We start from the raw sequence: 25,068 nt of genomic DNA, 5'->3' as shown, positions 1-25,068 counted from the left end.
GTCCTCCCCTCATGGACTTCGATCTCACCCCCGAACAACAGGACCTCCGCGACGCCGTGGCCAAACTCGGCAAGCGGTACGGCCACGAGTACTTCGTGCGCAAGGCCAAGGCCGGCGAGCACTCCGACGAGTTGTGGGAGGAGGCCGGCCGGCTGGGCTACCTCGGCGTCAGCGTGCCGGAGGAGTTCGGCGGCGGTGGCGGCGGCATCACCGAACTCGCGATCGTCTGCGAGGAGCTGGCCGCCGCCGGCGCTCCGCTGCTGTTGCTGGTGGTCTCCCCCGCGATCGCCGCGACGATCGTGAACCGCCACGGCACCCCCGACCAGCGTGCGTCGCTGCTGCCCGGGTTCGCCGACGGCTCGCTGAAGGTGTGCTTCGCGATCACCGAGCCGGACGCGGGCTCCAACTTCCACAAGCTCGCGACCGTGGCCCGCCGGACCGACGACGGCTACGTCCTCAACGGCCGCAAGGTCTACATCTCGGGTGTCGACGAGTGCGCCCAGATCGTCGTGGTCGCCCGCCTGGAGGACGCGCGGACCGGCAAGCTCAAGCCGGCCCTGTTCCTCGTGCCCACGGACGCGCCCGGCCTGACAGCGTCGAAGCTGGACATGGAGATCGTCTCCCCGGAGAACCAGTTCCTGCTGTTCCTCGACGACGTGCGGGTGCCGGCCGGCGCGCTCATCGGCGGCGACGTCGAGGCGGGACTGCCGGCGCTGTTCTCCGGCCTGAACCCGGAGCGCATCACGGTGGCCGCGATGGGGTGCGGCATCGCGCGGTACGCGCTGGAGCGCGCCTCGGCATACACCGCGACCCGTTCGGTGTGGGGCCGGCCGGTCGGCAGCCATCAGGGCGTCGCTCACCCGCTCGCGCACGCCCACATCCAGGTGGAGCTGGCCCGGCTGATGGTGGCGAAGGCGGCCGCCCTCTACGACGCCGGCCGCGACCTCGAGGCGGGTGTGGCGGCGAACATGGCGAAGTACGCGGCGGCGGACGCGGCGGCGCTGGCCGTGGACACCGCGATCCAGGCGCTGGGCGGCAACGGCATGACCACCGAATACGGCGTGGCGACACTGCTCGGCGCGGTCCGGGCCGGCCGCATCGCGCCGGTGTCGCGGGAGATGATCCTCAACTTCGTGGCGCAGCACCTGCTGGGCCAGGAGAAGTCCTACTGACCCCGGGCTACTTCTTGCGCAGTTGCTGACCGTCGAGGGCGCTCTTGCCGCGGCCCGCCAGGCAGCGGAACGTCGTGGGCCCGGCCTGCTGGTCGGCCAGGCTGGGCAGGAGCACCTCGATCTGCCAGTTCGCGGCGCGGATGTCGACGGAGATCAGGGTCGGCAGGGCGCAGACCTCGCGGACCACCGGCGAGTCCTCACGCTTCCGGACCTTGCTGCCGGCCTGGAGCTCTCCGTAGGCGAAGACCTCCCAGGTGTGCCGGCCGCCGCAGCCGACCGGCCGCAGGTCGGCGTCGTAGCACTCGACGACGTCGGCGCAGCGGGCGGTCTGCGGCGCGGTTGGTCCGCACCCGCTGGTCGGTGGAACGGGTGTCGCCGACTGCGACTGCGTGGGCGCCGGGGTGTCCCGGTTCAACCCGTAGGCGATGCCGACCGCGACCAGCATCGCGACGACGAGCACGGCGCCGGTGACGACCAGGGCCAGCCCTCTGCGGTTGACCGGCGCCTTGTCCACGGGCCCGGCGAAGGGATCGGCCGGCGGCGCCACCGGCGTCCCGCCGTGGACGTCGCCGGGCACTGCGGCGCTGCGCGACCCGGCGGGGCCGTGGGCCACGGTCTGCTCCGGGTCGGCGCCGACCAGGAACGGCGAGGCCAGCAGGCGGCCGGGAGCGGGCGGCGGGGACGGCGGCGAGGTGTAGACGGGCTCGATCGGTGGCGAGCCCAGCGGCGGCACGACAACCTGCGGCACCGGCTCGAGTCGCAGACCGATCAGCTGGTCGCGCAGCTCGATGGCGGTCGGGCGGGCCGACTCGTCGTTGGACATGCCGGCACGCAGGATCGCCATCAGGTCGTCGGGGCAGCCGGGCAGGTCGGGGATGTGCTCGTTGAACATGTCGACGAGCGACAGCAGGCTGGGCATCTGATCCTCGCGCCACCGGGGTGGGCGGCCCCGCATCAGCGCATAGAGCGTCGCACAGAGCGCGTAGACGTCGGCCGACGCCGCCGGCGGGGCGTGCCGGAACGTCTCCGGTGGCGCATAGGCCGGGGTGAGCACGTCGAGTGTGATCGACACGTCGCGCCACTCGGCGAGGATGGCCAGGCCGAAGTCGGCGAGCGCCGGCTCGCCGAACCGGCTGAACAGGATGTTGGCCGGCTTGACGTCACGGTGCAGCACGCCGAGGGAGTGCGCGTCGGCCAGCGCGTCGGCGATCTTGAACCCGACGTCACGCGCCTCGGCGACGCTCAGCGGGGCGTTGCGCATGCGCTCGGCATAGGAGCCGTCGCAGAGCTCCATGATCAGATAGGGGTGGCCGCCGCTGGTCACGCCGGCGTCGAACAGGTCGACGACGTGCGGGTGGCTGGACATCCGGCCGGCGGCCCGGGCCTCGCGCAGGAACCGGCGCCGGTCGCGCTCGGTCTCCAGGGTGCGGTTCTCCACCTTGACCGCGACGCCACGCCCGACGGACTCCTGTTCGGCCCGGTAGACGGTGGCATAGCCGCCCCGGGCCAGCACACTGAGCCCGGTCAGTCCGGGGACCATGGGTGGCGGAGGCGATGCGGTCACGGCTAGAACGGTACGACAGGGGTCCGACAATCTCCGTCACGCATCGGCCACAGCCGACGAGGGCACCTCGGCGGCCACCGGTGCGCGCGGTCCGGCCAGGGCCGGAGACGGCAGGTCGGCGACCGGCACGGTGTCGGCGGCGGAGCGCACCGCCTCGGCCTCGTCACACCGGCCGTTCGCCGTGAGCGCCTCAGCCAGTACACCCGCCGCATAGACCCGGCTGCGGACGTCCTCACCAGCCAGGGTCTGCGCCTGCCGGGCCCAGTCGAGGGCCTCCGCGTGGCGCCCGGCGGCCAGCAGCGCCGACGCGTAGGCCGCCACCGCGTGCCGGCGGGAGAAGATCACCGACGGCCCCGGCCGGTCGGCGGCCACGCAGCCGAGCACCTCGAGCGCCGCCGGCAGGTCGCCCTGGGCCTGCCGGGCCAGGCCGAACAGCACCCGTGGGCCGACCTTGGCCGCCTCGAGCACGTCGTGGGTCTCGACGACCTGGAGGACCGCCCGGGCGTCGGCCTCGGCCGCCACCGCGTCGTCCCGGTCGAGGCTGACGAAGCCGCGAATCGTCCGCGACATGCCGATGAGCAGCGGGTGGCCGGTCTTCTCGCCGTATTCGGTGGCGTCGGAGAGCAGGTCGTAGGCGTGGTTGAGCTCGTTGAGCCCGCGCGCGACCACGCCGCGGACGACGAGCGCGAGCCCGCGGCCCCAGTCGTCGCCCGCGGCGGCGAAGTCGCGGTACGCGCGGCGCGCCTCCCGGTCGGCCTCGGCCAGGTCGCCGCTCTCGGCCGCGGCGAACGCCTCGACGGCCCGCAGCGTGCCGACCGCCCACGCGTCGCCGACCCGCTCGCCGAAGGGCAGGAAGGCCTTGGCCAGCCGGCGGGCCTCGCCGAGCCGACCGGCGAGCAGCCGCACGAACGCCGTGGTGCCCCGCAGCCACGCCCGGCCGACCGGGTCGCCGAGCTCGGCGAAGCGGCGGGCGGCCCGCCCGAGCGCGGCGTCGGCCCCGGTGAAGTCACCGCGGGTGGTGGTCACCCAGGCCAGATGCTGCAACGACCACGCCTGGGCCCGCCGGTCCCCGGCGGTCACCGCGATCTGGAACGACTCGGCGAACCGCCCGCCCGCCTCGGCCAGCCGGCCTTCGAGGAAGTCGGCCATGCCGAGCCGCCGCATCGCGTCGCCGCGCTCGTAGGCCAGCCCGGTCTCGGTCGCCGTGGCCAGGGCCTCGGTCAGCGTCTGGTAGCTGCGCCGGTGGTCGCCGGTCGCCCGGTAGGCGCGCCCGGCGACGAGGAGGGCTCCCACCCGTACCACCGTGTCGTCCCCGGCGTTGGCGGTGATCTTCTCCGCGTCGGCGAGCGCCTCGGCCGCGCGGCCGAGCTGCAGCAACGCGCGGGCGTGGACGAGCCGGTCGGCGGCCACCAGGGCGCCGCCGGCGAGCTTCGCGGCGCGCTCGGAGGCCTGCGCGGCCTGTGCCGGCTCGCCGGTCGCGAGAGCGGCCCGGGCGGTCCGGGCCAGTGCCTGCACGCCGAGCGGCCCGGCCGAGCGGGCGAGGGAGTCGGGGCGCAGGCCGACCACGTCGGCGAGCTGGGCGGCCCGCTCGGCGTGCTCGGCGATGAAGGCGTCGGCGGCGCCGAGCGTCATGTTGAGCCCGGGGACGTTGCCGGTCCCGCCGGCGGTCAGGTGGTTCGCCACGGCGGCGGCCGCCCACCGGGACAGCGCCGCGTGCCGCTCGGCGAGGTCGGCCTTGCCGATCCCGGCGTAGGCGGCCTCGCGCAGCAGCGGCGTGGCGAACGCGAACCCGCCCCGGCCGCGGCGCAGCATGCGGCGCTGGAGCAGTTCCTCGACGGCGCGCTCGAGCTCGACGGCGGCGACCACGGCGGGCCGGGTCGGCTGGCCGGGCGGGTTGAACCGCAGTGCCTCCAGTGCCCGGGCGGGCACGTTGTCGCCGATGACGGCCGCGTCGCGCAGGACCGCACGCGTGTCGGCGGGCAGCGCGTCGATACGGGCGGCGAGGACGGCGGCGAGGTCGCGGGAGAGCAGGCGGCCGCCGAGCGAGCCGGGTGTCAGCCGCCAGCCGGGCGGCTCGCCGCCGGCCACGGTGGTCAGCGCGCCGCGCTCCTGGAGCAGCGTGACCAGCTCGGCGAGGTAGAACGGGTTGCCCTGCGCGGTGGCCAGCAGCCGGTCCTCGTCGGGCGGGGCCAGCCGGCCGCCGCCCAGGTAGGCGCTGAGCAGGCGGGCCGCGTCGGCGCCGCGCAGCGGCGGGACCGGCACGACCTCGGCGTCGGCGATGCGGGTCAGCACGCCGGCGGAGCGGACCAGCTCCGGCCGGCCGAGCAGCACGATGAGCACCGGACCGGTGAGCCGCTCGATGGTGGCGCCGAGCGCGTCGAGGGTCTCGGGCGTGGCGTCGTGCGAGTCGTCGACGATGACGACGAGCGGCGTCTCCGCGGCCAGGCCGGACAGCAGCTCGGCGACCGCGTTGGGGATGGCGTCCAGGTCGAGCTCGTCGGGTTTCCCGCCGGGTGCGACCCAGGCGGTGTCGCCGACGGCCTCGCTGAGGCCGATCAGGCTGAGCAGCAGGTCGCTGGCGAACCTCGGCGGCTCGGGCCGGCCGCGGGCGGCGCGGGCGAGCCGCTGCGCGAGGCGGCGCAGCCGCTCCTCGACCGCCTCACGGGTGAGGACGCCGACGTCGGGCGGCAGGCCGATCGCGCCGCGGACCAGGTCGGCGAGCGGGGCGAGGCGGCGCCGTTCGCCGAACGCGGCGCAGTGCACGGACAGCACGCGGGCGCCGCCACCGGGCGCGAAGCCGGCGCTGGGCGTGTATCCCGCCCCGCCGAGGTAGCCCGCGGCGAACCGCTCGATCTCGCCCGCGAACCGGGTCTTGCCGAGCCCGGCCTCACCGGTGAAGACCAGGACGCGCGGCTCCTGCCGGTCGGCGATCTCGGCGAGTCGGCCCGAGACCCGGCCCAACTCCGCCTCGCGGCCCACGAACGGCGCCTCATCACCGAGGCCCGACCGGGTGCCGGGCGCGTCGAGCAGGCCGAGCAGTTCGAACGCCTCGACCGGCTCACGCTTGCCCTTGAGCCGCAAGGGGCGCAGCGCCCGCCAGGAGGCGAGGCGGCGGGTGGAGGAGGACGTGCGGTCACCGGCGTAGACCGCGCCGATCGCCGCCGCGTCGGCCAGCCGGGCGGCGGTGTTCACGGTGTCGCCGATCACCGTGTACTCGATACCGGCCTGCACGCCGGCCACGACCGTGCCCGTGTTCAGGCCGATGCGCAGGCCGAGCGGGGCACCGCCGCCGCGCTCGTCGTCGAGCACGCGCCGCACGGCGCGCTGCATCGACAGGGCGGCGCGGACCGCGCGCTCGGCGTCGTCCTCGTGGGCGACCGGCGCTCCGAACACGGCCATGATCCCGTCGCCGGTGAGCTTGTCGACGTGGCCGCCGAACGTCTTGACGGCGCCGGCGAGCGCGGCGAGGACCCGGTCGGTGACGGCGCCGACCCGCTCCGGGTCGAGATCCTCCGACCAGGCGGTGAAGTCGGACAGGTCGCCGAAGAGGACGGTGACGATCCGCCGCTCGGCCGCCGGGAGGGTGGCGGCGGCCGGCAACGCGGAGCCGCAATGGTGGCAGAACCGCGCGCCGGGCACGGCGACGGTCCCACACACCGAGCAAGTCACGTCGTCACCTCCGCTGCGCTCCGGCCCCTCCAGCGCGCCCCGGACCGGTCACGCCGGTCACGTTGCGTCCAACCCGTCCGGAGGTAGGTGTGATTCCCGCCTCAGGTAGGCAAGTTGTGCGCGGACCGACCACTCGGCGGCGGGCCACAGGCTGCGGTCCACGTCGGCGTACACGCGGGCGACCACCTCGGCGGCGTCGGCCGCCCCGGCGTCGAGGGCCTCGCGCACCTGGGCCAGCCGCGCCTCACGGTGCCGGTGGTAGAAGCGGGCGGCGACGGCGGTGTCGGTCAGCGCGGGGCCGTGGCCGGGCAGCGCCGGGCGGCCGTCGAACGCCGCCAGCCGGCCGAGGCTGTCGAGATAGTCGCCGAGGTCCCCGTCCGGCCAGGCCACCACGGTGGTGCCCCGGCCGAGGATGGTGTCCCCGGTCAGCACGATCTCTTCGCCGCGGTACCGCACGACGAAGCAGACGGAGTCCTTGGTGTGCCCCGGCGTGGCGAGCGACTCGACGTGGACCCCGTCGACGTCGACGTTCTCCCGCACCGGAGCCCCGTGGACCGGCGCCCCGGTCAACTCCGCCAGCCGGACGACACCTTCCGTGTGGTCCTCATGGCCGTGGGTCACGAGGATCGCCGCGACCGGAGCATGGTCGGCCACCGCACGCAGGTGCCCCTCGTCGAGCGGGCCCGGGTCGATCACGACGGACCCGCCACCGGGGGCGCGCACCAGCCAGGTGTTGGTGCCGTCGAGCGTCATCGGCCCGGGATTGGGCGCGCGGACGAGCGTCACCCAGTCGGGCAACGTCGTGAGGACCTGGGCGGCCGGGACGGTGACGTGGCTTACCACGATGTGATCGTACGGCGGGCCGGTTCCTCCGACACGTCACCCGACCGGCCATGGGAGTCACCCCGCATCGGCCGGCCGGGTGACACCATCAGGCGATCTCGACGATGGCCTCGATCTCGACGGGCGTGTCGAGCGGCAGCGCGGAGACGCCCACGGCACTGCGGGCGTGCTTGCCGGCCTCGCCGAAGACCTCGCCGAACAGCTCGCTGGCACCGTTGACGACACCCGGCTGGCCGGTGAACCCGGGCGCCGAGGCGACGAATCCGACGATCTTGACGATCTTGACCACACGGTCCAGCCCGACCAGCGACTCGACGGCGGCGAGCACGTTGATCGCGGCCTGGCGGGCGAGGTCCTTCGCCTGCTCGGGGGTGACGTCGGCGCCGACGAGCCCGGTGGCGGGCAGCTTGCCGTCGACGAGGGGCAACTGGCCGGAGACGTAGACGTGGTTGCCGGTCTGCACGGCCGGCACGTAGGCGGCGACCGGCGGCACGACCGGCGGGATCCGCAGCCCGAGCTCCTCGAGCCGGGCGTAGACGTCGGCCATGTCAGCCCGCCTTCGGCCGCTTGAAATACGCGACGAGGTTCTCCGGGTTGGGGCCGGGCACGATCGCCACGAGCTCCCAGCCCTCCTCGCCGAAGTTGTCCAGGATCATCTTGGTGTTGTGAACCAGCAGCGGTGCGGTCAGGTACTCCCATTTCTGCATGTGGCGACAGTAGCGTTCGGTGGGGTGGCGGCCGGTGGGCACAGCCTGATATCGGTGTCCCCCGTAACGTGCCCCGGGCCGCTACTGTGAGGGCCGCCGCCGCACAGAGGCGGGCATCGAGGCGTCGCACAGAGGTGGGAGAGATGACGCAACCGCCCCAGTACCCGGGTCAGCCGGAGTATCAAGGCCAGCCGGGCGATCCCTACGCCACGCCCGGTCAGCCGCCGCAGGCCCCGCCTGGGCAGGGTTGGCCGCCCCCGCCGGTGCAGGACCCCTTCATGCCCCCGACCTCGGCGCCCCCGACCTCGGCGCCCCCGACCTCGGCGCCGCCGACCTCCGGCCAGCCGTTCTACCAGGTCGGACAGCCGGGACAGCCATACCCGGACCCGAACCAGCCGCCACATGCGCCGCCGCCGACCGGTCCCTTCCCGGCCGGGCCGCCGCCCACGGGGCACTTCGGCCCGCCGACGAGCCAGTTCCCGCCGCCGCCGACCGGCCAGTTCCCCACCGGGCCGATGCAGACCGGGGTCGTGCCGCCGTTCTCCGGCCCGCCGGCACCGACGTCGGGCTTCCCGGGATACCAGCCGATGCCCCCACCGCCGAAAAAGCGGGGCCTGACGATCACGCTGATCGTGCTCGCCGTCGTCCTCGTGCTGTGCGGCGGTGGTGGTGCCGCGGCCTACTTCGTGGTCCAGGGCAACCAGGGCAAGGGCCAGTCCAGCGCCGTCGAGGCGGTCAACGGCTTCCTCAAGGCCGTCTACAAGGACAAGAACACCGACGAGGCGCTCAAGTTCGTCTGCGGGTCGTCGCGCAACAAGGACAAGCTGGCCCAGCGGGTCGACGACATCCGCAAGTACGACGCCGGTCTGAGCAGCCCGACCTACACCTGGCCGACGCCGACCGTCGACAAGCAGGAGAACAACTCCGCGACGCTCATCGTGCCGGTCAAGGTTGCGACGAGTGACGAGAAGGTCGCGGAGATGAAGTACAAGTTCCTCGCGACGAACGACAACGGCTGGTGGGTGTGCGAGATCACGGCGGCGTGATCCACAACCGGCGTCGGGTAGCGTCGGAAGCGTGACGTCACGCGAGTCCTCAGACGGGCGGGGCAGCTACGGCTGGCCTGCCCGTCTGCATGTGGTCACCGGGAAGGGCGGCACCGGCAAGACGACGGTCGCCGCCGCGCTGGCACTCGCCCTGGCCCGGGACGGCAAGCGCACCCTCCTCGTCGAGGTCGAGGCGCGGCAGGGCATCGCCCAGCTGTTCGAGCGCGACCCGCTGCCCTACCGGGAGATGCGCATCGCCACGGCGCGCGGCGGCGGTGAGCTGCGGGCCCTGGCCGTCGACGTCGAGGAGGCCCTGCTCGAGTACCTCGAGATGTTCTACCGGCTGGGCGTCGCCGGCCGGGCCCTGCGCAAGATCGGCGCTGTGGACTTCGCCACCACGATCGCACCGGGCCTGCGTGACGTACTGCTCACCGGCAAGATCAAGGAGGCGGTGACGCGCACGGCCGACGGCCGCCGGGTCTACGACGCGGTCGTGCTGGACGCGCCGCCGACCGGGCGGGTGGGCCGGTTCCTCAACGTCACGGCCGAGACCGCGCGACTGGCCAAGGTCGGCCCGATCAAGACGCAGAGTGAGGGCGTGGCGGCGATCCTGCGCTCACCGATGACCGCGGTGCACGTGGTCACCCTCCTGGAGGAGATGCCGGTCCAGGAGACCACCGACGCCATCGACGAGCTGACGAGGCTGGGCATTCCCATCGGGACCGTCATCGTCAACGCGACCCGGCCGGCCGTGCTGGCGGGCGCCCGGCTGACGCAGGCCGATCTGCGCAAGGGGCTGACCGCCGCCGGGCTCTCCCCCGACAAGGAGACGCTCGCGGGGCTCGTCGGCGAGGCGAAGGCCTACCAGACCCGGATCGCGGCCGAGGCCTCGCTGCGCGCCGAGCTGCAGCACCTGGGCCGGCCGCTGGTCGAGCTGCCGCTGCTGCCCGAGGTCACCCCGGAGGCGCTCGACCATCTCGGTGATCTGTTGCTCACAGGCGCTGACGAACGTGCGTCTGCTTCGGGGCGCCCGTAGCGGATACGCTCGCAAGGTGCGAGTGAACGCGGCAGCCCCGGATCTGGACGTCGACGAGATTCTCGCCGACCGCGCGATCCGCATCGTGGTGTGCTGCGGATCCGGCGGTGTCGGCAAGACGACAACCGCGGCGGCGCTCGCGCTGCGGGCCGCCGAGGAGCACGGGCGGCGCACGGTGGTGCTGACCATCGACCCGGCCCGCCGGCTGGCCCAGGCGCTGGGCCTGACCGAGCTCGACAACACGCCCCGGCAGGTCAAGGGTCTGCAGCCGGACTCGGCCGAGCTCCACGCGATGATGCTCGACATGAAGCGGACCTTCGACGAGGTCGTGCTCGCGCACACCGACCCGAAGAAGGCCGAGGAGATCTTCGCCAACCCCTTCTACCAGGCGATGAGCTCGACGTTCTCCGGCACGCAGGAATACATGGCGATGGAGAAGCTGGGTCAGCTGCGGGCGCGCGACGAATGGGACCTCATCGTCGTCGACACGCCGCCGTCCCGCTCGGCGCTCGACTTCCTCGACGCGCCGGCCCGGCTGTCGCGGTTCCTCGACGGCAAGATGCTGCGGCTGCTGCTGGCGCCGGCCCGCGCGGGCGGCCGCAGCGTGTTCAACCTCGTCTCCGCGTCGTTCGGGCTGTTCAGCCGCACCGTCACGAAGATCCTCGGTGCGCAGCTGCTCTCCGACCTGTCCGGGTTCGTGGGTGCGCTGGACTCGATGTTCGGCGGCTTCCGGGAGCGGGCCGAGCAGACGTATCGCGTGTTGCAGGCGCCCGAGACCGCGTTCCTGGTGGTGGCGGCGCCCGAGCCCGACGCCGTGCGCGAGGCGGTGTATTTCGCCGGACGGCTCGCCGCCGACCGGATGCCGCTGGCGGGGCTGGTGCTCAACCGGGTCGTTCCGGTGGCGGCACCGCACCTGTCCGCCGACGACGCGCGGGCTGCGGCGGCCCGGCTCGACGAGGTGGGCGGGCACCCGTCGACGGCGGATGTGTTGCGGGTCCACGCCGAGCTCGCCGAGCTGCACGACCGGCAGGCGGAGGTCGCCGGCCGCTTCCTGCACGCCCACCCGGGTGTGCCGGTGGTGCGGATCCCCGCGCAGCCCGCCGACGTCCATGACCTCGACGGGCTGCGTGCTATCGGTTCGACGTTCGAATAGCCCTCCCGGCGCCTCAGCCGGTCGGAACCAACTCTTTGGTGCTGTTGTCCTTCTCGTTGCGGTCCATGGCCGCTTCGAACATCTTGCGCCAGCTGGGCACCTGCGGATGGCGGCGCAGCAACGCCCGGCGCTCGCGCTCGGTCATGCCGCCCCAGACCCCGAACTCGATCCGGTTGTCGAGGGCGTCCGCCAGGCACTCGTACCGCACAGGGCAACTGCGGCAGATCCGCTTCGCCACGTTCTGCTCGGCGCCCTGGACGAACAGTGCGTCCGGGTCGCCATTGCGGCACGCGGCGATGCTGGGCCAGTCGACGACCATGCTCATATTTCCTCTTCCCCCCTTGGACTCCCCCCGGGTCCATCCGCCGTGCTTGCCCCAGCGAAAAGCACCCAAACCACGTCCCCCCATGGCTTTCGAGTGCAGTTCGCCGGTCTGCCCGGCGCGACGGCAGGGTCCCCGGCCACGGGAACCCCGAGAGGAGCTTTCCGGAACATCATGCTCTGTAATCGTCCAGTTACGCAACGTTGTTGCACCAGGTTAACCGGCCCCTTGTAATCCACCAAAGGGCCGAAGCGTGCTACCCGCGCGTCACGACCGGGTGCGTTTTGCCCAAAATGCCGACACGACAGTGATCCGTGCATCAGACTCGGCTACGGGTCAACCTCACGCTCGGTGTCACGCGTCTAGGACAACGAGGACCGTCGCCGTCAGGACGCGGCCTCATGACGTCGTCACGTAGTCTGAGGCGGTGACCTGGATGCGCAAACGCGAGCACGGCCTGCTGCCCAATGCGGCCTCTCTGCTGCTCTGTGGGCTATTGGCAGGCTTGGTGGTCGCTGCGGCCGCGTTCCCTGCGGTCGCGATGTCGGGACTGGCCGCGAAGGCCGGCGCCGACACGTTCGACAACCTTCCCACTGACATCGACGTGCTGCCCTCGCCGCAGATCTCTTACGTCTACGCATCCGACCGCAAGACGTTGCTGGCGATGATGTACGACGAGAACCGCCGCGACGTCCCGTTGAGCGACGTCGCCGACGTCATGCGCAAGGCCATCGTCGCGGCCGAGGACAACCGGTTCTACCAGCACCGCGGGGTCGACGTGAAGGGCGTCGCGCGTGCCTTCGTGGTGAACCAGAACGCGGGCGGCCAGACCGAGCAGGGCGCGTCGACGCTCACGATGCAATACGTGCGCCAGGCCATCTCCTACTCGGCGAAGACACCGCAAGAGGTCGTCGACGCGACCGACAAGACGCCCACGCGCAAGCTCCGCGAGATGAAGTACGCCATCGATCTCGAGAAGAAGCTCAGCAAGGACGAGATCCTCGAGCGGTACCTCAACATCGCGTCCTACGGTCACGGCGCATACGGCATCTTCGCGGCGTCGCACGTCTACTTCGAGAAGGATCCCAAGGATCTGACACTGGCCGAGGCCGCGCTCATCGCGGGCCTGGTGAAGGCGCCCACGACCAACGACCCGGCCACGTCCACGGGCCTGCCACTCGCGAAGGACCGGCAGAAGTACGTGCTCAACCAGATGGTGAGCCTGGGGTACATCAACAGGCAGCAGGCCGATGAGGCGGTGGCCGCGAAGCTGACCATCATCGGTAAGCGCACCCCTGAGGGATGCGAATTCGTTCAGCGTCCCGAGCTCGGCGCCGGCTTCTACTGCGACTACCTGCGCCGCTGGTGGCTCGCCCAGCCGATGTTCGGCGAGGACCAGTACCAGCGCGCCAACCGTCTGCGGGCCGGCGGCTACACGGTCATCTCCGCGCTCGACGTCCAGACCCAGGCGGCCGCGTTCAAGTACGCGAACCAGCAACCGAAGGATGTGGCCGGCAACCAGCAGGTGAAGCTGGGCCAGTCCAACGCGCTGATGCTCGCCGCCGTCGAGCCGGGCACCGGCCGGGTCACCGCGATCGCGACGAACCGCACGTTCAGCAACGACCAGTCGAAGAACGGCAACAACACCAACCCCGGCAAGAAGGGCCAGAAGGGCAACTGGCCCAACACCACGGTCCCGATCATCACCGGCGACGCCGACATCCCGGGTTACCAGGCCGGCTCGACGTTCAAGATATTCACCGCGGTGGCGGCACTCGAGGCGGGTTTCCCGCTCGCGACGACCATCAACACCGAGAAGCAGTTCCGGTCGAACTACCCCCTCAACGCGAACAACCCCGCCGCCTGCAACGGCCCGTACTACTGCCCGAAGAACGCGGGCGGGCAGTCCGGCCCCTACAACATGTGGACCGCGTTCGGCAGCTCCATCAACACATACTTCGTGCCGCTCCAGCAGCAGGTCGGCGCCGACAAGGTCGTCGACGTGGCCAAGCGGCTCGGCATCCAGTTCAACGCGTCGGAAGACGCCGACCGTGCTAATAAGCCGGAAAGAGCTAAGGGCTGGGGCTCGTTCACGCTCGGCGTCAGCGCCACCACGCCGCTGCAACTGGCCAACGCCTACGGCACCCTCGCCGCCGACGGCCTCTACTGCGAGCCGACGCCGATCGTCGAACTGCTCGACAACGACGGCAAGAAGGTCGAGGGGCTCGACCCGAAGTGCCAGCAGGCCGTCAACCCCGAGGTCGCCCGCGCGGCCATCGACATGGCCCGCTGCCCGGTCGGTGACCAGTCCGCCACCGGCAAGTGCGCCGGCTCGACCGCCGCCTACGGCCGCCGCTTCGTCGGCCGCCCGATCGCCGGCAAGACCGGTACGACGGACTCGGAGAAGAACGCGACGTTTGTCGTCACGACGAAGCAGCTCGCGGTCTCCGGCTTCCTCACCGACCCGGACTGGCCCGACACCAACAAGGAGATGAAGCACCCGCCGGTCAACTACGCCGCACTGGCGGTGCTGCGGGACGGTCTGGCCGGCAAGCCGGTGGTCGGCTTCACGGCCCCGACGAAGGACAAGGCGCAGGGCAAGCTGGTGGACATCCCGTCGGTCAAATGCCTCTCGGTCGACCAGGCGCGGTCCAAGGTCCGCAACGCCGGCTTCAGCGTGTCGGTCTCGAACCAGCAGGTGGCGTCGGAGTGCCCGGCGGGCACGGTGGCCCGCACCGAGCCCGGCGGCGCCACGGTCAAGGGTGGCCCGGTCTCCCTGATCATCAGCAAGGGCCCCGGCGCCCAGGCCCCGCCGTACACCGGCAACCAGGGCAACGGGAACGGCAATGGAAACGGGAACGGCAGACGCCCGAGCGACGACTGCCCGATCCCGTGGGTCTGCTGACCCACTGACCGCACGAAGACGGCGGGCGGCCTTATGACGAGGCCACCCGCCGTCTTTTGTGTCTCGGCCCGCGTGCCGCGTGCCACGTCCAGGACCGCCCGACAAATCACGCAAAAAGGGTCAGCGGGCCCTCGCCAGAGTCAGCCCGACGCCAGTTGAGCGCGGACCACGGCGGCGACACGGCCGCCCTCCGCCCGGCCTGCCACGGCCGCCTGTGCGGCCTTCATGGCCGGACCCATGCTCGACATGCCGCTCAGGCCGGCGGCGGACAGAGCGTCGCGCACGATCGCGGTGAGATCCTCCTCGGAGAGCTGCTTCGGGAGGTAAGCGGCGAGGACTTCCTCCTCGGCGCGCTCCTTCGCGGCCTGGGCCTCACGGCCTGCGTCGGCAAACGCGTCGGCGGCCTCGCGGCGCTTCTTCGCCTCCTTGGTCAGGACCGAAAGGACCTCGTCGTCGGAGAGCTCACGGGCGGACTTGCCGGCGACCTCCGCGTTGCGCACCGCGGTGAGGGCCATCCGCAGGGTCGACGTCACCAGCTCGTCACGAGCCTTCATGGCGTCGCGCAGGTCGGACTCCAGGCGTGCCTTCAACATGAACGAAGTCTATCCGTCCGATCTTGCTCATATTGCGTTGCAAAAGGGCCGGTACGCTGATCCAATGCGCTCGAAGACAGTCTTCCGCCTCGCGACGGGTGCCGTCGCCGCCGGCGCCGCCGCCCTTGCTTACGCCTCGCTCGTCGAGCGCAACATGTTCACCCTGCGCCGGTTCGACGTGCCGATCCTGGAAGCGGACGCGGAGCCCCTGCGCATCCTCCACCTCAGCGATTTTCACCTCACCCCTGGGCAGCATCGCAAGCAGCGCTGGATCGCCGAGCTCGCCGGCACCGACCCGGACCTGGTCGTGGTGACCGGTGACACCATGGCCCACGTCGATGCGGTTCCAGCGGTCGTACGGGCATTGACCCCGCTCCTGGACCGTCCTGGCGCGTTCGTGTTCGGCTCGAACGACTACCGCGGCCCCGTGTTCAAGAACCCCTTCGGCTACTTCAGCAAGAACCGGCCGTACGTGCAGGGCGCCGCACTCCCCACGGAGGAACTGCGCGACGTGCTGACCGGCTCGGGCTGGGCGGACCTCAACAACGCCCGCACGACGATCAAGGCCGGCGGCCGGACCGTCGAGCTGGTCGGTGTCGACGATCCGCACATCGGCCGCGACGACTACGACGCCGTCGCCGGGCCCGCCTCGATCGACGTCGACGTGCGCATCGGCCTCACCCACTCGCCGGAGCCGCGCATCCTGGACCGCATGGCCGACGACGGCTTCGACCTGCTGCTCGCCGGCCACACGCACGGCGGCCAGGTGGCGGTGCCGTTCTACGGCGCGCTGGTCACCAACTGCGGCCTCGACCGGCGGATGGCGAAGGGCCTGCACCGCTGGCCGTACTCGGCCTCGTACCTCCACGTCTCGGCCGGCCTGGGCACCCACCCGACGGCGCCGGTGCGGTTCTCCTGCCCGCCGGAAGCCTCGATCCTGACGCTCGTCCCACGATGACGGCGACCCCCGCACCGATCTCCGGCCCTGCCCCGCGTCGCTGGCCCCGCCGTGCCGCCTACGCCGGCATCGCGGGCGCTGCCGGCTTGGCGGTGCTCCTGCCCACCGGCACCGCCGGTGCGGGCTGGTATCTGGCGGGCCAGGTGCTGAACGTCAACGGCGGGGCCAGGTACTACCCGGTGCGGGTCCGTGCCGTGACGGACAACCGCATCACGCTGACCCGCACGCCGGACACCGCCCGGTCGATCCCGCTGTCGTTCGTCTGGGCGGACGGCCACGCGCGGCTCGGGCCGGTCGTGACGCTCGACCGCGCGTCGGTGACGCGAGAGGTCGCCGAGGTGACACGGGGTTCGCTGGTGGCCGGCGCCCGCGGGTACACCTCGGGATACGTCTTTGAAGGCGACCCGATGTCGGCGCGCGGCCTGCCGTTCGAGGACGTCATCGTGCAGGGTGAGCTGGGCCCGCTGCCGGCGTGGCTGGTGCCGCCGACCATCGGGCCGGACGACACCTGGATCATCGCCGTCCACGGTCGTGGCGCACCCCGCGGCGAGGCGCTGCGCGCGCTGCCCACGCTGGCGGAGAGCGGCCATCCGACGCTTGTCGTGACGTACCGGAACGACCCAGAGGCGCCGCCGTCGTCGGACCACCGGTTCCACCTCGGCCACACCGAGTCGCACGACGTGATGTCCGCGATCGAATACGCGAGGTCGGCGGGCGCCCGCGACGTGATCCTGGTCGGCTGGTCCATGGGCGGCGCGGCGATCCTCAACCTGCTGCGCTCCTGGGACCACGGGGGCTTCCTGCGCGGTGTCGTGCTCGACTGCCCGGTGGTCGACTGGACCGCGACCCTGCAGATGAACGCACGGCAGCTCAACGTGCCGCCACCGTGGACGTGGACGGCGCTGAAGCTCATCCAGCGCCGCTTGGGCGTGCGGGCGTCGGACCTGGACTACCGGTCGGTGGCGGGCAAGCTGGACGTGCCGACACTGGTGTATGTGGACCACGACGACCGCACCGTGGCCCCGTGGCCGACGGTCGAGTTCGCCGCCGCCTCCCCGCTGGTGACCCTGGTGGAGACCCGTGAGGCCGGTCACTGCCGCAGCTGGAACCTCGACCCGGTGGCCTACGAGTCGGCGCTCCGGTCCTTTTTGAAGTCGTTGTAATCCCAGGTCACCACCCGTCCCACCCGCCACGGGGGATACCGAGTTTGCGGGGCGGCGAGGGTGGGCTACGATTACTCGGCACGCTCGGGGTATAGCGCAGCTTGGTAGCGCGCTTCGTTCGGGACGAAGAGGTCGTCGGTTCAAATCCGGCTACCCCGACAGAGCAAACGCCCCGACCAGGGGAAACCTGGTCGGGGCGTTTACGTTTTTCTATGCCGTTTTGAACCGTCCCCGTAAACCCCTGCGGGCAACCAGGTTCGTCACGGCCGGCTGGCGGCACTGCGGGATGCGACTACACCGCGGCCCGCGTTGGCCTGTCGTCGTGGTGGCCGGGGCCGTTCGCCGATACCGTCGTCGCCGCGGGCACGACTGGGGCACTTCGCGGCTGCTGCTGGCGCGCCGGCCACAGGTAGTAGGTCGCGGCGGCGACGACCAGGCCGACCAGGAACGACACGTCGATACCGTTGATCAGGTTCGCTATCGGGCCGTGGAAGTACGGCAGAACCGCGAACGGGACCATGAAGGCGAATCCCGCACCGTAGGCCACGAGTCCTCGCACCGACCAGAGCCCGTACCGCCCGTTCTTGTCGAGGATGTCGGCGATCGAGTAGCTGCCCTTTCGGACCAGGAAGTAGTCGGTGAGGTTGACCGCGGTCCACGGAACCAGCAGGAACAGCATCGACGACAGTGCCCCGCCCGCGACACCGACCACGTTGTCGCCGAACGGGATCGCGATCGCGGACCAGATCGCGACGGCGGCCAGGCCGATCCAGAGGCGGCCACGCTTGCCGCCGCGCACGCCGAACATGTCGGCCGCGGTGAGCACCTGGAGGGCGACGCTGTAGGAGAACGACCCCAGGCACACCACCAGGGTCGCCACGGACACCAGGGCGAGGATCACGCCGAAGCCGGAGAACACGGAGTCGCCGGCGTGTGCGAGCGAGGTGAGCGCGTCGTCGGCCCCGAACTTCGAGGCCAGCCAGGCGCCGATGGCCATCAGCCAGGTCGCCGACAGCCCGGTTCCGGTGTAGACGGCGGCCACCAGCAGCCCTGGCCTGGTGGTTTCGGGCAGGTATCGCGTGTAGTCGGACACGATGGGGGCGAGCGCGATGTTGTACGCCGCCGCGACGGCGAACTGCGTGACGAAGGCGCTGGCCGTGAAGCCCGTGGACCCGACCGGGCCGGAGCCGTGCGGTGCCGTTACGTGGCCGAGGACGATCATCGCGCTGAAGGCCACGAACAACGGGAGCGAGATGTAGAAGATGATGCGGCTCAACTGGTGCAGGGCGTGGTGGCCGAGGACGGCCAGAGCCGCGGCGCCGACGTTGATGACCACGCCGACGAGCAGTGGTGACCACCCGAAGAGGCTGTGCAGGCCCCCGGTGGTCAGGACGGTGTACACGACGCCGAAGCCCATGTAACAGGCGACGGCCATGAACAGGGCGGTTGAGGCGCCGTAGAAGCCGAATTGCGCACGGGACTGGATGATCTGCGGGAGCCCCATGTGTGGGCCCTGCGTGGCATGGAACGCCATGAAGAAGGTCCCGAACACCATGCCGGCGACACCGGCCACGAGCGTCCATCCGAGCGACAGACCCAGCGATGGCCCGGTGAATCCGAGCGCGATGGTGAAGAAGCTCCAGTTGGCGACGAAGAAGAACGGCGTGATGCTCCACGCGTTCCCCTTGCGCAGGTCGAGGGGGATCCATTCGATCGATGCGGATTCCACCAGCTCCGATCGCGGGCCGCGGTTCATGTCGATGATCTGGTTGTCAGTTGGCATCGCGGGGACCTTCAGGTGTCGTTCGGGAAGGGGCACAGGAGCGGGATGGCGACCTCGAGGGCGCGGATGGCCGCGGGGATGGGGGTCTCCCCTTCGGCCAGTCGGTAGACCACGGTGCCGTCGACGACCGCGAGCACGGCCCGCGCGATCTCGGGCTGGACGTGACGCCCGTGACGCGCGAGCACGCGGGCGACGAGACCGGTGAGTTCGACGTTGTACCTGCCGATGAGCGGCCGCAGTTCGGGATGCCGCCCGGACTGGATGTATCGCTCGTACACCCCGGCGATGGTCGCTCGCGTGGTGTCGGCGTGCTCGGCCGGGTGTACCGTGGCGACCTCGACGATCGCGCGGGCCGCCTGCTCCAGGGTGAGCGGCTCCGGCAGGCGATCGATGAATTCCTCGCCTCGCCGCACCCAGCCGGTCAGCGTGTACTGCAGCGCCGCGCACCACAGGTCTTCCCTGGTGGGAAGATGCGCCCGCACGGTCTGCGGTGGCAGCGCGGCTTCCTCGGCGACGGCTCGATGGGTCAGCGCGTCGATGCCGCGGCGGCGCATCACGTTCGCCGCCGCTCTTACCACGGCGGCCCGCCGGTGGGCTGAGCGCGTGGATGCGACAGAGGTGTTGCCGTTCATCGGCCGCGGCTCACAGGCTGTAGAGGTAGCGGTCGCGTTCCCAGTCGGTCACGGTGGCGTGGAAGGACTCCCACTCCGCGTACTTCATGTCGACGTACTCGGTGATGAACCGAGCGGGGAAGACGGTGGCGGCGAGCTCGCTGGCCGCGAAGGCGTCCGTTGCCTCGAGCAGGTTCCGCGGCAGCCGTACGCCGTTGCTCTTCCCCGCGTCCCGGGAGTCCACCAGGGCCACCTCGACCGGGTCGCCCGGGTCGAGGCTGTCGCGGATTCCATCGAGGCCGGCCGCGAGGAGGAACGCCGCGGCGAGGTAGGTGTTGGCCGCGGAGTCCACCACCCGGTTCTCGATCGCCGGCCGGTTGCGGGGCAGCCGGAGCATGCAGGAACGATTCTGGACGCCGTAGGCGGACCAGACCGGGGCCCACGACGCCGTGCCGTCGGCCAGGCGGGGATTCAGTCTCTTGTAGGAGTTGACCGTCGGCGTGACCACGGCGGCGAGGGCATCGGCGTGGCGCATGATCCCCGCGGCGAAGGAATACGCGAGCCTGCTCCACCCGATTCCCCTCGGGTCCTCGTCGTCCGTCATGAGGTTCCGCCCGTCGTCGGCGGAGACCACGCTCATGTTGTAGTGGTGTCCGGACCCCCACGCCTCGGTGTAGGGCTTGGGCATGAAGGTCACCGCCAGCTCGTGACGTTTCGCGATCTGGCGGACCATCGTGCGGAAGAAGGAGATCTTGTCCGCCATCTCCAGGGCGCCGTCGTACGCGAAGTCGAACTCGTACTGCCCGTCGCCGCCCTCCTGGTCGAAGCTGTAGACGCCGAATCCGGTCTCCTGCATCGCGGTGACGAGATCATCGAGGAAGTCGGCCGCGTCCAGGGTGGCCTCGGCGTCGTAGGCGGGACACGGCTTCAGGCCGCCGCTGCGGGCGACCGGCGCGAGGTAGGAGCTGCGCGGGTCGTCGGAGGGCCGGAAGACGAACAACTCGGTTTCGATACCGAGCTTGAAGTCCAGCCCGAGCTCGCGCGCCCGCGACAACTGCTGCTTGAGGATGCTGCGCGGGCACTGATCGAAGGGCTCTTCCCCCTCGCGCAGCAGGTCCGCCGCCATCCACACGAACCGGCGATCCCATGGCAGAACCCGCGCGGTACTGACGTCCGGAATGGCCACCGCCTCGTCCTCGTGCGGCTCCATCGATCCCAGGCCCGTGATACCGCGGGGCGTGTAGCGCTCCGACCCCGCGAGCAGGTCCGAAAGCAGGTCAATGGGAACGACTTTCGCCTTGGAGCGTCCGTGGATGTCGATCCAGGCGCCCATCGCGTACTTGACGCCGGCATCGGTGAACTTCTCGGCCAGCTGAAAATGGGCGGCGTCGATTTCGTATGCGGTCTTCATGTTCTGCTCTTTCCTAGATCCAAGAAAGGGTTGGTGACGCAGCGGGCCGCGACAGCGGCGCACGTTCGCGAAGGCCTGACTCGACCCGGGCCTCGGCCACCGCCACGATCCGCTCGAACAGCTCGGCACCGAGCTCTTTCGTCGCGGCCGACGGCCGGCCGGTCACCCCGTTGGTCGACAGGGACTCGGCGGTGTAGCGGAAGGCAAGCCCCGCCGTGCGGTCGATGTCGTCCGCGGTCCGCATGGCATCGACATCGACGAGGTCGGGGCTCACGTGCAGCATCACCGACGTCTCGGCGCGATTCGCGTGAATGTCTTCGCCGTCCTCGCAGACGATGCGTGCGATGTCAGGATCGGCATTCCACCAATTCACCCAGCCTGACTGGATGTCCGGCCTGCGGAACCGCAGCAGGTCCGTCGCCGCGGCGATGGAGTTGGTGTTCCCCATATGACCGTTCACGTACAGCAGCCGGGTGAGCCCGCTCACCGCGGCCCATTCGGCGTAGCGGACGACCAGGCGGGTCAGTTCCTCCGGGAACAACGACAGCGTGCCCGGGAACCGGGTACCGTGCCCGAGGCTGCAGCCAACGGTGATCGGCGGGAGAACGATCACCTGGGCCTCACGCCTGCGCTCGACGGCGTCACAGAGCGCGACCGCTATGCGGGTATCGGTGTCTGTGGGCAGATGCGGCCCGTGCTGCTCCGTCGCGCCGACGGGAACGAGCCCGACGCGTTCGGGTAGGCGCGCGGCGGCTAGCTGCCGAGAATTCGCCTCCGACCACTTCACGCGCCGCGCTCCGCACGGTACTTGATGGCCGAAACGGTCAGTGATAGGACGCACATGGGCGCTCTCCACAAGTACGGAGCGGTCGAGCTCCCAAGTCCTGCCGGGCTTTTATCCCCAGGTGTCCGGTGTGCGAACCGGTTCGCCCCTCGGTCCAGGCCTCGCAGCGAGCGGAACCCTAGGCGACTACCTCCGTCGGAGGCGTTGACGGCGAAATTAGCCATCGCATGTGTAACGGATGTTAATCCGATGTGACGCAAGCGTTAAGCAGATTCGATCCGGCGAGGCCGCTTCGCGGTCGGCGAGCTGCACCTTGTCGCATGGCGCCATGGTCGGATGCAGTGACATCGGCACGATCGCGTCACGCTGCGTAGCGACTCCTCGGCGGCATGAGCGAGTGGCCGATCAAGCGGGTTCGTTGCGCCGCCCGAGCCATTGACGCACTGCCGAGAAGTCCGCGTCGGTCAGTCCCATGTATGGGTCGACGCGATGCAGCAGCGCCGGCCACGGGTGCCGTGCGGCGACCCATCGCCGGTCGGCATCGGTTGTCTCATCATCGAGCCAGACGAATGGGCGTCCTGCCGCCCATCGAGTGAGGAACGCCGTCTTCCAGTGCAGGCCGCGCTCCGGTTGCTCGTCGGGGTCCGGCCAGTCGACGAAAGGGAGCACCGGAAGGCCGAGCCGTGGCGAGATGACCTCGTTCGCCTCCGCCATCCACGTGCTCGCCCAGACCAGTTCGCCCGATAGAGCGAGGAGACGTCGCCCGTCACCGGGGTCGAGCCGATCCAGGAGAGGATTGCCGGAGCCGTCGTCGGCCTCGACCCAGGGGCGATCCGGGCGGGCCGACCGGCCTCGGAACGGGAGGAGCACGCCGTCGACATCGAGAAAGACCAACGGTTGTCGCGTGCCGCCGGGCTGCATTCCCGAACCGTATCGGTACCCGTGGAAGTGACGCTCAACAGGATCGAGCTGTGGGCGCATCACGGAGACGTGAGATCGCGGCCGCCGTCGACCGCGGCGTCCGCGCGGCGACGGCGCTGCCGTTCGTCCGCGCCAAGGCCGGCGTCGCGGAATTCCGGTGTACCCGGAGGCCGACGAACAGGCGTCACCGAACTGCTGCAGGAACACGTCGAAGCTCGTCTTTGGAGTCTGCACACGTACTCGTCCGGAACCCCAGCGCTGCGGCGGGCCACCATGGCCACGCTGCCCAGTCACGCCGTCGCCAGGGCGGCTACGATCCGCGCTGTGCGGCTCCCAGAAGTCATCCCGATCAAGTACCTGCCCGACTATCGCACCGACCGCATCGGTCGGCATGCTGGCGGACAGTTCTTCGCTGACATCACCGGCGCATACCAAGAAGGTGTCACCCCGGGGCACGATTGGCGTCACCAGCAGCGGATCTATGCGGTTCTCCACCGCTTCGACGACGGCGGGCATCACGTGGGTTCGGACATATGGTTCGCCGGCGTCAGGGCCGAGAGTCCTGCAGCCGTCGAAAGAGCCGAGCAGGTGCTGTCGGGCTGGCTGTCGGACATCGGGCCGGTCACTTACTGCGACATCACCATCCGGCCCTTCCGGGCCGACTTCGACAACGTCGTCTTCGGCCTCATTGACGAAACCACCGACGATCCATACGAGGGCCACGGCGGTCCATGGGCCGAGCTCCACCCTCAAAGACTCGGGTTCCACGAGCCCTGGGACGGCGAGTACGACACCTGAAGCACCCGCCGACCCGACTGTCCAACACGATCAGCATTCCTGGAACACCCCGTGCAACAGCTCGGCGGTTACCGCATCGACGAAGAACACCACGTCGCATTTCAGGTTCATCGCGGCCGCCCGGACCTGCGGATCGAGGTACAACGGGCCATGGACCGTTGGTCGTGTCCCCTCGTACGTGACAACCCACTCAAGGACATCCGTAAAGTCCTGCTTCTTCAGCGACTCGTCCTGGCTCTTGTGCTGCATGGAGACCAGCCGCAGTTCGACCTGCGGCGTGCCAGGCGTCATGTCGGGGCCGAAGCCTGAATTCCGCGTCCGGTCAACCGCGGCCTTGGCGTCGACAGCTGCACGCGCCTTTAGGGCGTCGGGCGCAGGCCTGCCCACCAGACCATTCGGGTATTCCTTGACACCGTCGTTGCCGACGCGTTTGAAATCAGCGTCACGCCCGCCGGAAGAAGCCGTCGAAACCGGCACGACGCCGATGGCCACCGCCGCGACAGCCAGGACACCGACATTGAGGCCAAGCCCAAACTTGCGCGATCGTCTCATCTGCCCCTCCTCGTTCACGTGATCGTCTGTTTTCGATAGATCTCCTCGGGACCCCACACTACTTGCGTCACGACCACAAGCTATGGGTCCTCGCCATACCTTCGCGCAATTCGTTGCCCGGCCACAGGCCAGTTGTGACAGTCACGGGCTTCGTCGGCCCATCGGCCAAGTCGCACGTTCAACCATCTATACCGCCGTCACAACCTCCGACCGAACATAGCCAACGCGACGACGACCAGAAATGGACAGCGACCAACGCCGAAGCCCCGACACTTCGCCGAAGGAGCAGCCGGGGCTCGACTGGCGCTGGCCGAGCTGTGACGCTCCACCACAACCGCAAGATCGATGCGCGAAAAGGTCGGCAGCCGGATACCGGTAATGCCTGCATGGGACCTCACCCGGCGGGTATCGGGCGGGCATGACGGCAGCGGAGTTCGTGCCCGATCACGGGAGTCTTGACGAGCTGCGCACCGCGGTCCAAGGGTGCCGCGGCTGCGGGCTCTACCAGGACACCACCCAGGCGGTTTTCGGCGAAGGGCCCGAGGACGCGCGCATCCTCGTGGTCGGTGAGCAGCCGGGGGACGTCGAGGACCGGCGGGGCAGGCCGTTCGTCGGGCCGGCCGGGAAGGTGCTCGACCGGGCGTTCGCCGAGGCGGGCCTCGACCGTACGACCATGTATCTCACCAACGCCGTCAAGCATTTCAAGCATCGCCCCGCGGCGGCCGGGAAGCGGCGGCTCCACCAGACGCCCGACCGCAGCGAGATCGTCGCCTGCCGGCCGTGGCTGGTCGCGGAGTTCGAGGTCGTCCGGCCGGCCCAGGTGGTGGCGCTCGGGGCCACGGCCGCCAAGGCGCTGCTCGGGCCGAGTTTCCGGGTGACGAAGCAGCACGGTGTGCCGCTGCCCTGGCCGAGCAGCGCGGACCGGCCCGAGGACTTCAACGGTGCCCCGGAGGCCGTCCTGGTCGCCACCATCCACCCGTCTGCCGTGCTGCGCGCCGACGACCGCGAGGCGATGTTCGCCGGCATGGTGGAGGACCTGAAAGCGCTCCGGGGCCCGGCCTGACGGCCGGACCCGGG

Annotated in this window: 22 protein-coding genes and 1 tRNA gene; 10 read left to right on the top strand and 13 right to left on the bottom strand. The window is 70.6% G+C overall.

Annotated features, from left to right (window positions below; all coding sequences use genetic code 11):
- Positions 1 to 11 precede the first annotated feature (11 nt).
- On the top strand, positions 12 to 1,172 hold the full coding sequence (locus Dfulv_RS03490) for an acyl-CoA dehydrogenase family protein (protein WP_259861164.1): 1,161 nt from the start codon (positions 12 to 14) through the stop codon (positions 1,170 to 1,172).
- Between the two features lie 7 nt (positions 1,173 to 1,179).
- Here Dfulv_RS03490 and Dfulv_RS03485 read toward each other — a convergent pair whose 3' ends face one another.
- The 5 genes from Dfulv_RS03485 to Dfulv_RS03465 form a co-directional block, all read right to left on the bottom strand.
- On the bottom strand, positions 1,180 to 2,736 hold the full coding sequence (locus tag Dfulv_RS03485) for a serine/threonine-protein kinase (protein ID WP_406567919.1): 1,557 nt from the start codon (positions 2,734 to 2,736) through the stop codon (positions 1,180 to 1,182).
- 36 nt (positions 2,737 to 2,772) lie between these two features.
- On the bottom strand, positions 2,773 to 6,405 hold the full coding sequence (locus tag Dfulv_RS03480; protein ID WP_259861163.1) for an adenylate/guanylate cyclase domain-containing protein: 3,633 nt from the start codon (positions 6,403 to 6,405) through the stop codon (positions 2,773 to 2,775).
- A gap of 57 nt (positions 6,406 to 6,462) precedes the next feature.
- The gene (locus tag Dfulv_RS03475; protein ID WP_259861162.1) at positions 6,463 to 7,248 is read right to left on the bottom strand and encodes an MBL fold metallo-hydrolase; all 786 of its coding nucleotides are present in this window, start codon (positions 7,246 to 7,248) and stop codon (positions 6,463 to 6,465) included.
- An 88-nt stretch (positions 7,249 to 7,336) separates the two neighbouring features.
- Positions 7,337 to 7,795 carry a RidA family protein gene (locus Dfulv_RS03470; RefSeq protein ID WP_259861161.1) on the bottom strand — a complete coding sequence of 153 codons (459 nt, stop codon included), beginning with the start codon at positions 7,793 to 7,795 and terminating at the stop codon, positions 7,337 to 7,339.
- Position 7,796: 1 nt separating this feature from the next.
- Complete coding sequence (locus Dfulv_RS03465; RefSeq protein WP_190251269.1) at positions 7,797 to 7,955, bottom strand: hypothetical protein; 159 nt, start codon at positions 7,953 to 7,955, stop codon at positions 7,797 to 7,799.
- Between the two features lie 143 nt (positions 7,956 to 8,098).
- On the opposite strand from Dfulv_RS03465, the gene Dfulv_RS03460 reads away from it, so the two are divergent.
- The 3 genes from Dfulv_RS03460 to Dfulv_RS03450 are packed head-to-tail and all read left to right on the top strand — an operon-like array spanning position 8,099 to position 11,190.
- Positions 8,099 to 9,001 (top strand): Rv0361 family membrane protein, encoded by a 903-nt coding sequence (locus Dfulv_RS03460; RefSeq protein WP_259869886.1) that lies wholly within the window; start codon positions 8,099 to 8,101, stop codon positions 8,999 to 9,001.
- Between the two features lie 31 nt (positions 9,002 to 9,032).
- Positions 9,033 to 10,037 (top strand): ArsA-related P-loop ATPase, encoded by a 1,005-nt coding sequence (locus Dfulv_RS03455; protein ID WP_259861160.1) that lies wholly within the window; start codon positions 9,033 to 9,035, stop codon positions 10,035 to 10,037.
- 16 nt (positions 10,038 to 10,053) lie between these two features.
- Positions 10,054 to 11,190: an ArsA family ATPase gene (locus Dfulv_RS03450; protein ID WP_259861158.1), complete on the top strand. Its 1,137-nt coding sequence runs from the start codon at positions 10,054 to 10,056 to the stop codon at positions 11,188 to 11,190.
- A 13-nt stretch (positions 11,191 to 11,203) separates the two neighbouring features.
- On the opposite strand, the gene Dfulv_RS03445 is transcribed toward Dfulv_RS03450, so the two are convergent.
- Positions 11,204 to 11,515 (bottom strand): WhiB family transcriptional regulator, encoded by a 312-nt coding sequence (locus Dfulv_RS03445; protein ID WP_259861157.1) that lies wholly within the window; start codon positions 11,513 to 11,515, stop codon positions 11,204 to 11,206.
- 433 nt (positions 11,516 to 11,948) lie between these two features.
- On the opposite strand from Dfulv_RS03445, the gene Dfulv_RS03440 reads away from it, so the two are divergent.
- Entirely contained in the window at positions 11,949 to 14,417 is a 2,469-nt protein-coding gene (locus Dfulv_RS03440; protein ID WP_259867353.1) for a transglycosylase domain-containing protein, read from the top strand.
- Positions 14,418 to 14,557: 140 nt separating this feature from the next.
- Here Dfulv_RS03440 and Dfulv_RS03435 read toward each other — a convergent pair whose 3' ends face one another.
- Positions 14,558 to 15,010 carry a GatB/YqeY domain-containing protein gene (locus Dfulv_RS03435; protein WP_259861156.1) on the bottom strand — a complete coding sequence of 151 codons (453 nt, stop codon included), beginning with the start codon at positions 15,008 to 15,010 and terminating at the stop codon, positions 14,558 to 14,560.
- Between the two features lie 64 nt (positions 15,011 to 15,074).
- Here Dfulv_RS03435 and Dfulv_RS03430 point away from each other — a divergent pair, with 64 nt between their 5' ends.
- From Dfulv_RS03430 to Dfulv_RS03420, 3 genes are all read left to right on the top strand, one after another.
- Positions 15,075 to 15,968, top strand: coding sequence for a metallophosphoesterase (locus Dfulv_RS03430; protein WP_259861154.1), 894 nt, complete (start codon positions 15,075 to 15,077; stop codon positions 15,966 to 15,968).
- On the top strand, positions 15,965 to 17,131 hold the full coding sequence (locus Dfulv_RS03425; RefSeq protein ID WP_259861153.1) for an alpha/beta hydrolase family protein: 1,167 nt from the start codon (positions 15,965 to 15,967) through the stop codon (positions 17,129 to 17,131). The genes Dfulv_RS03430 and Dfulv_RS03425 overlap by 4 nt, the downstream gene beginning before the upstream one ends.
- Before the next feature lie 85 nt (positions 17,132 to 17,216).
- Positions 17,217 to 17,290, top strand: a tRNA-Pro gene (locus tag Dfulv_RS03420).
- Positions 17,291 to 17,423: 133 nt separating this feature from the next.
- On the opposite strand, the gene Dfulv_RS03415 is transcribed toward Dfulv_RS03420, so the two are convergent.
- The 5 genes from Dfulv_RS03415 to Dfulv_RS03395 all read right to left on the bottom strand — a co-directional run bounded on the left by Dfulv_RS03415 (position 17,424) and on the right by Dfulv_RS03395 (position 22,641).
- Positions 17,424 to 18,914 carry a purine-cytosine permease family protein gene (locus tag Dfulv_RS03415; RefSeq protein WP_259861152.1) on the bottom strand — a complete coding sequence of 497 codons (1,491 nt, stop codon included), beginning with the start codon at positions 18,912 to 18,914 and terminating at the stop codon, positions 17,424 to 17,426.
- A gap of 11 nt (positions 18,915 to 18,925) precedes the next feature.
- Positions 18,926 to 19,468, bottom strand: a complete 543-nt coding sequence (locus Dfulv_RS03410; protein WP_259867350.1) for a TetR/AcrR family transcriptional regulator — start codon at positions 19,466 to 19,468, stop codon at positions 18,926 to 18,928.
- 88 nt (positions 19,469 to 19,556) lie between these two features.
- Complete coding sequence (locus tag Dfulv_RS03405; RefSeq protein ID WP_259861151.1) at positions 19,557 to 20,999, bottom strand: hypothetical protein; 1,443 nt, start codon at positions 20,997 to 20,999, stop codon at positions 19,557 to 19,559.
- Entirely contained in the window at positions 20,950 to 21,723 is a 774-nt protein-coding gene (locus tag Dfulv_RS03400) for a creatininase family protein (protein WP_259861150.1), read from the bottom strand. The genes Dfulv_RS03405 and Dfulv_RS03400 overlap by 50 nt, the downstream gene beginning before the upstream one ends.
- 402 nt (positions 21,724 to 22,125) lie before the next feature.
- On the bottom strand, positions 22,126 to 22,641 hold the full coding sequence (locus tag Dfulv_RS03395) for an HAD domain-containing protein (RefSeq protein WP_259861149.1): 516 nt from the start codon (positions 22,639 to 22,641) through the stop codon (positions 22,126 to 22,128).
- 324 nt (positions 22,642 to 22,965) lie between these two features.
- Here Dfulv_RS03395 and Dfulv_RS03390 point away from each other — a divergent pair, with 324 nt between their 5' ends.
- Positions 22,966 to 23,439, top strand: coding sequence for a hypothetical protein (locus Dfulv_RS03390; RefSeq protein ID WP_259861148.1), 474 nt, complete (start codon positions 22,966 to 22,968; stop codon positions 23,437 to 23,439).
- Between the two features lie 30 nt (positions 23,440 to 23,469).
- On the opposite strand, the gene Dfulv_RS03385 is transcribed toward Dfulv_RS03390, so the two are convergent.
- Positions 23,470 to 23,991: a hypothetical protein gene (locus Dfulv_RS03385; protein ID WP_259861147.1), complete on the bottom strand. Its 522-nt coding sequence runs from the start codon at positions 23,989 to 23,991 to the stop codon at positions 23,470 to 23,472.
- Positions 23,992 to 24,409: 418 nt separating this feature from the next.
- On the opposite strand from Dfulv_RS03385, the gene Dfulv_RS03380 reads away from it, so the two are divergent.
- Entirely contained in the window at positions 24,410 to 25,054 is a 645-nt protein-coding gene (locus Dfulv_RS03380) for a UdgX family uracil-DNA binding protein (protein ID WP_259861146.1), read from the top strand.
- The last annotated feature ends 14 nt before the right edge of the window (positions 25,055 to 25,068 follow it).

The sequence above is a fragment of the Dactylosporangium fulvum genome, assembly GCF_025137375.1.
GTDB classification, from domain to species: domain Bacteria; phylum Actinomycetota; class Actinomycetes; order Mycobacteriales; family Micromonosporaceae; genus Dactylosporangium; species Dactylosporangium fulvum.
This window is presented reverse-complemented; position numbering and strand designations above follow the sequence as displayed.

Coding starts and splice junctions, on each gene's coding strand:
- Dfulv_RS03490 (WP_259861164.1), top strand. CDS start 12: ATGGACTTCGATCTCACCCCCGAACAACAGGACCTCCGCGACGCCGTG.
- Dfulv_RS03470 (WP_259861161.1), bottom strand. CDS start 7,795: ATGGCCGACGTCTACGCCCGGCTCGAGGAGCTCGGGCTGCGGATCCCG.
- Dfulv_RS03465 (WP_190251269.1), bottom strand. CDS start 7,955: ATGCAGAAATGGGAGTACCTGACCGCACCGCTGCTGGTTCACAACACC.
- Dfulv_RS03460 (WP_259869886.1), top strand. CDS start 8,099: ATGACGCAACCGCCCCAGTACCCGGGTCAGCCGGAGTATCAAGGCCAG.
- Dfulv_RS03445 (WP_259861157.1), bottom strand. CDS start 11,515: ATGAGCATGGTCGTCGACTGGCCCAGCATCGCCGCGTGCCGCAATGGC.
- Dfulv_RS03440 (WP_259867353.1), top strand. CDS start 11,949: ATGCGCAAACGCGAGCACGGCCTGCTGCCCAATGCGGCCTCTCTGCTG.
- Dfulv_RS03435 (WP_259861156.1), bottom strand. CDS start 15,010: ATGTTGAAGGCACGCCTGGAGTCCGACCTGCGCGACGCCATGAAGGCT.
- Dfulv_RS03430 (WP_259861154.1), top strand. CDS start 15,075: ATGCGCTCGAAGACAGTCTTCCGCCTCGCGACGGGTGCCGTCGCCGCC.
- Dfulv_RS03425 (WP_259861153.1), top strand. CDS start 15,965: ATGACGGCGACCCCCGCACCGATCTCCGGCCCTGCCCCGCGTCGCTGG.
- Dfulv_RS03415 (WP_259861152.1), bottom strand. CDS start 18,914: ATGCCAACTGACAACCAGATCATCGACATGAACCGCGGCCCGCGATCG.
- Dfulv_RS03410 (WP_259867350.1), bottom strand. CDS start 19,468: ATGCGCCGCCGCGGCATCGACGCGCTGACCCATCGAGCCGTCGCCGAG.
- Dfulv_RS03395 (WP_259861149.1), bottom strand. CDS start 22,641: ATGCAGCCCGGCGGCACGCGACAACCGTTGGTCTTTCTCGATGTCGAC.
- Dfulv_RS03385 (WP_259861147.1), bottom strand. CDS start 23,991: ATGAGACGATCGCGCAAGTTTGGGCTTGGCCTCAATGTCGGTGTCCTG.
- Dfulv_RS03380 (WP_259861146.1), top strand. CDS start 24,410: ATGACGGCAGCGGAGTTCGTGCCCGATCACGGGAGTCTTGACGAGCTG.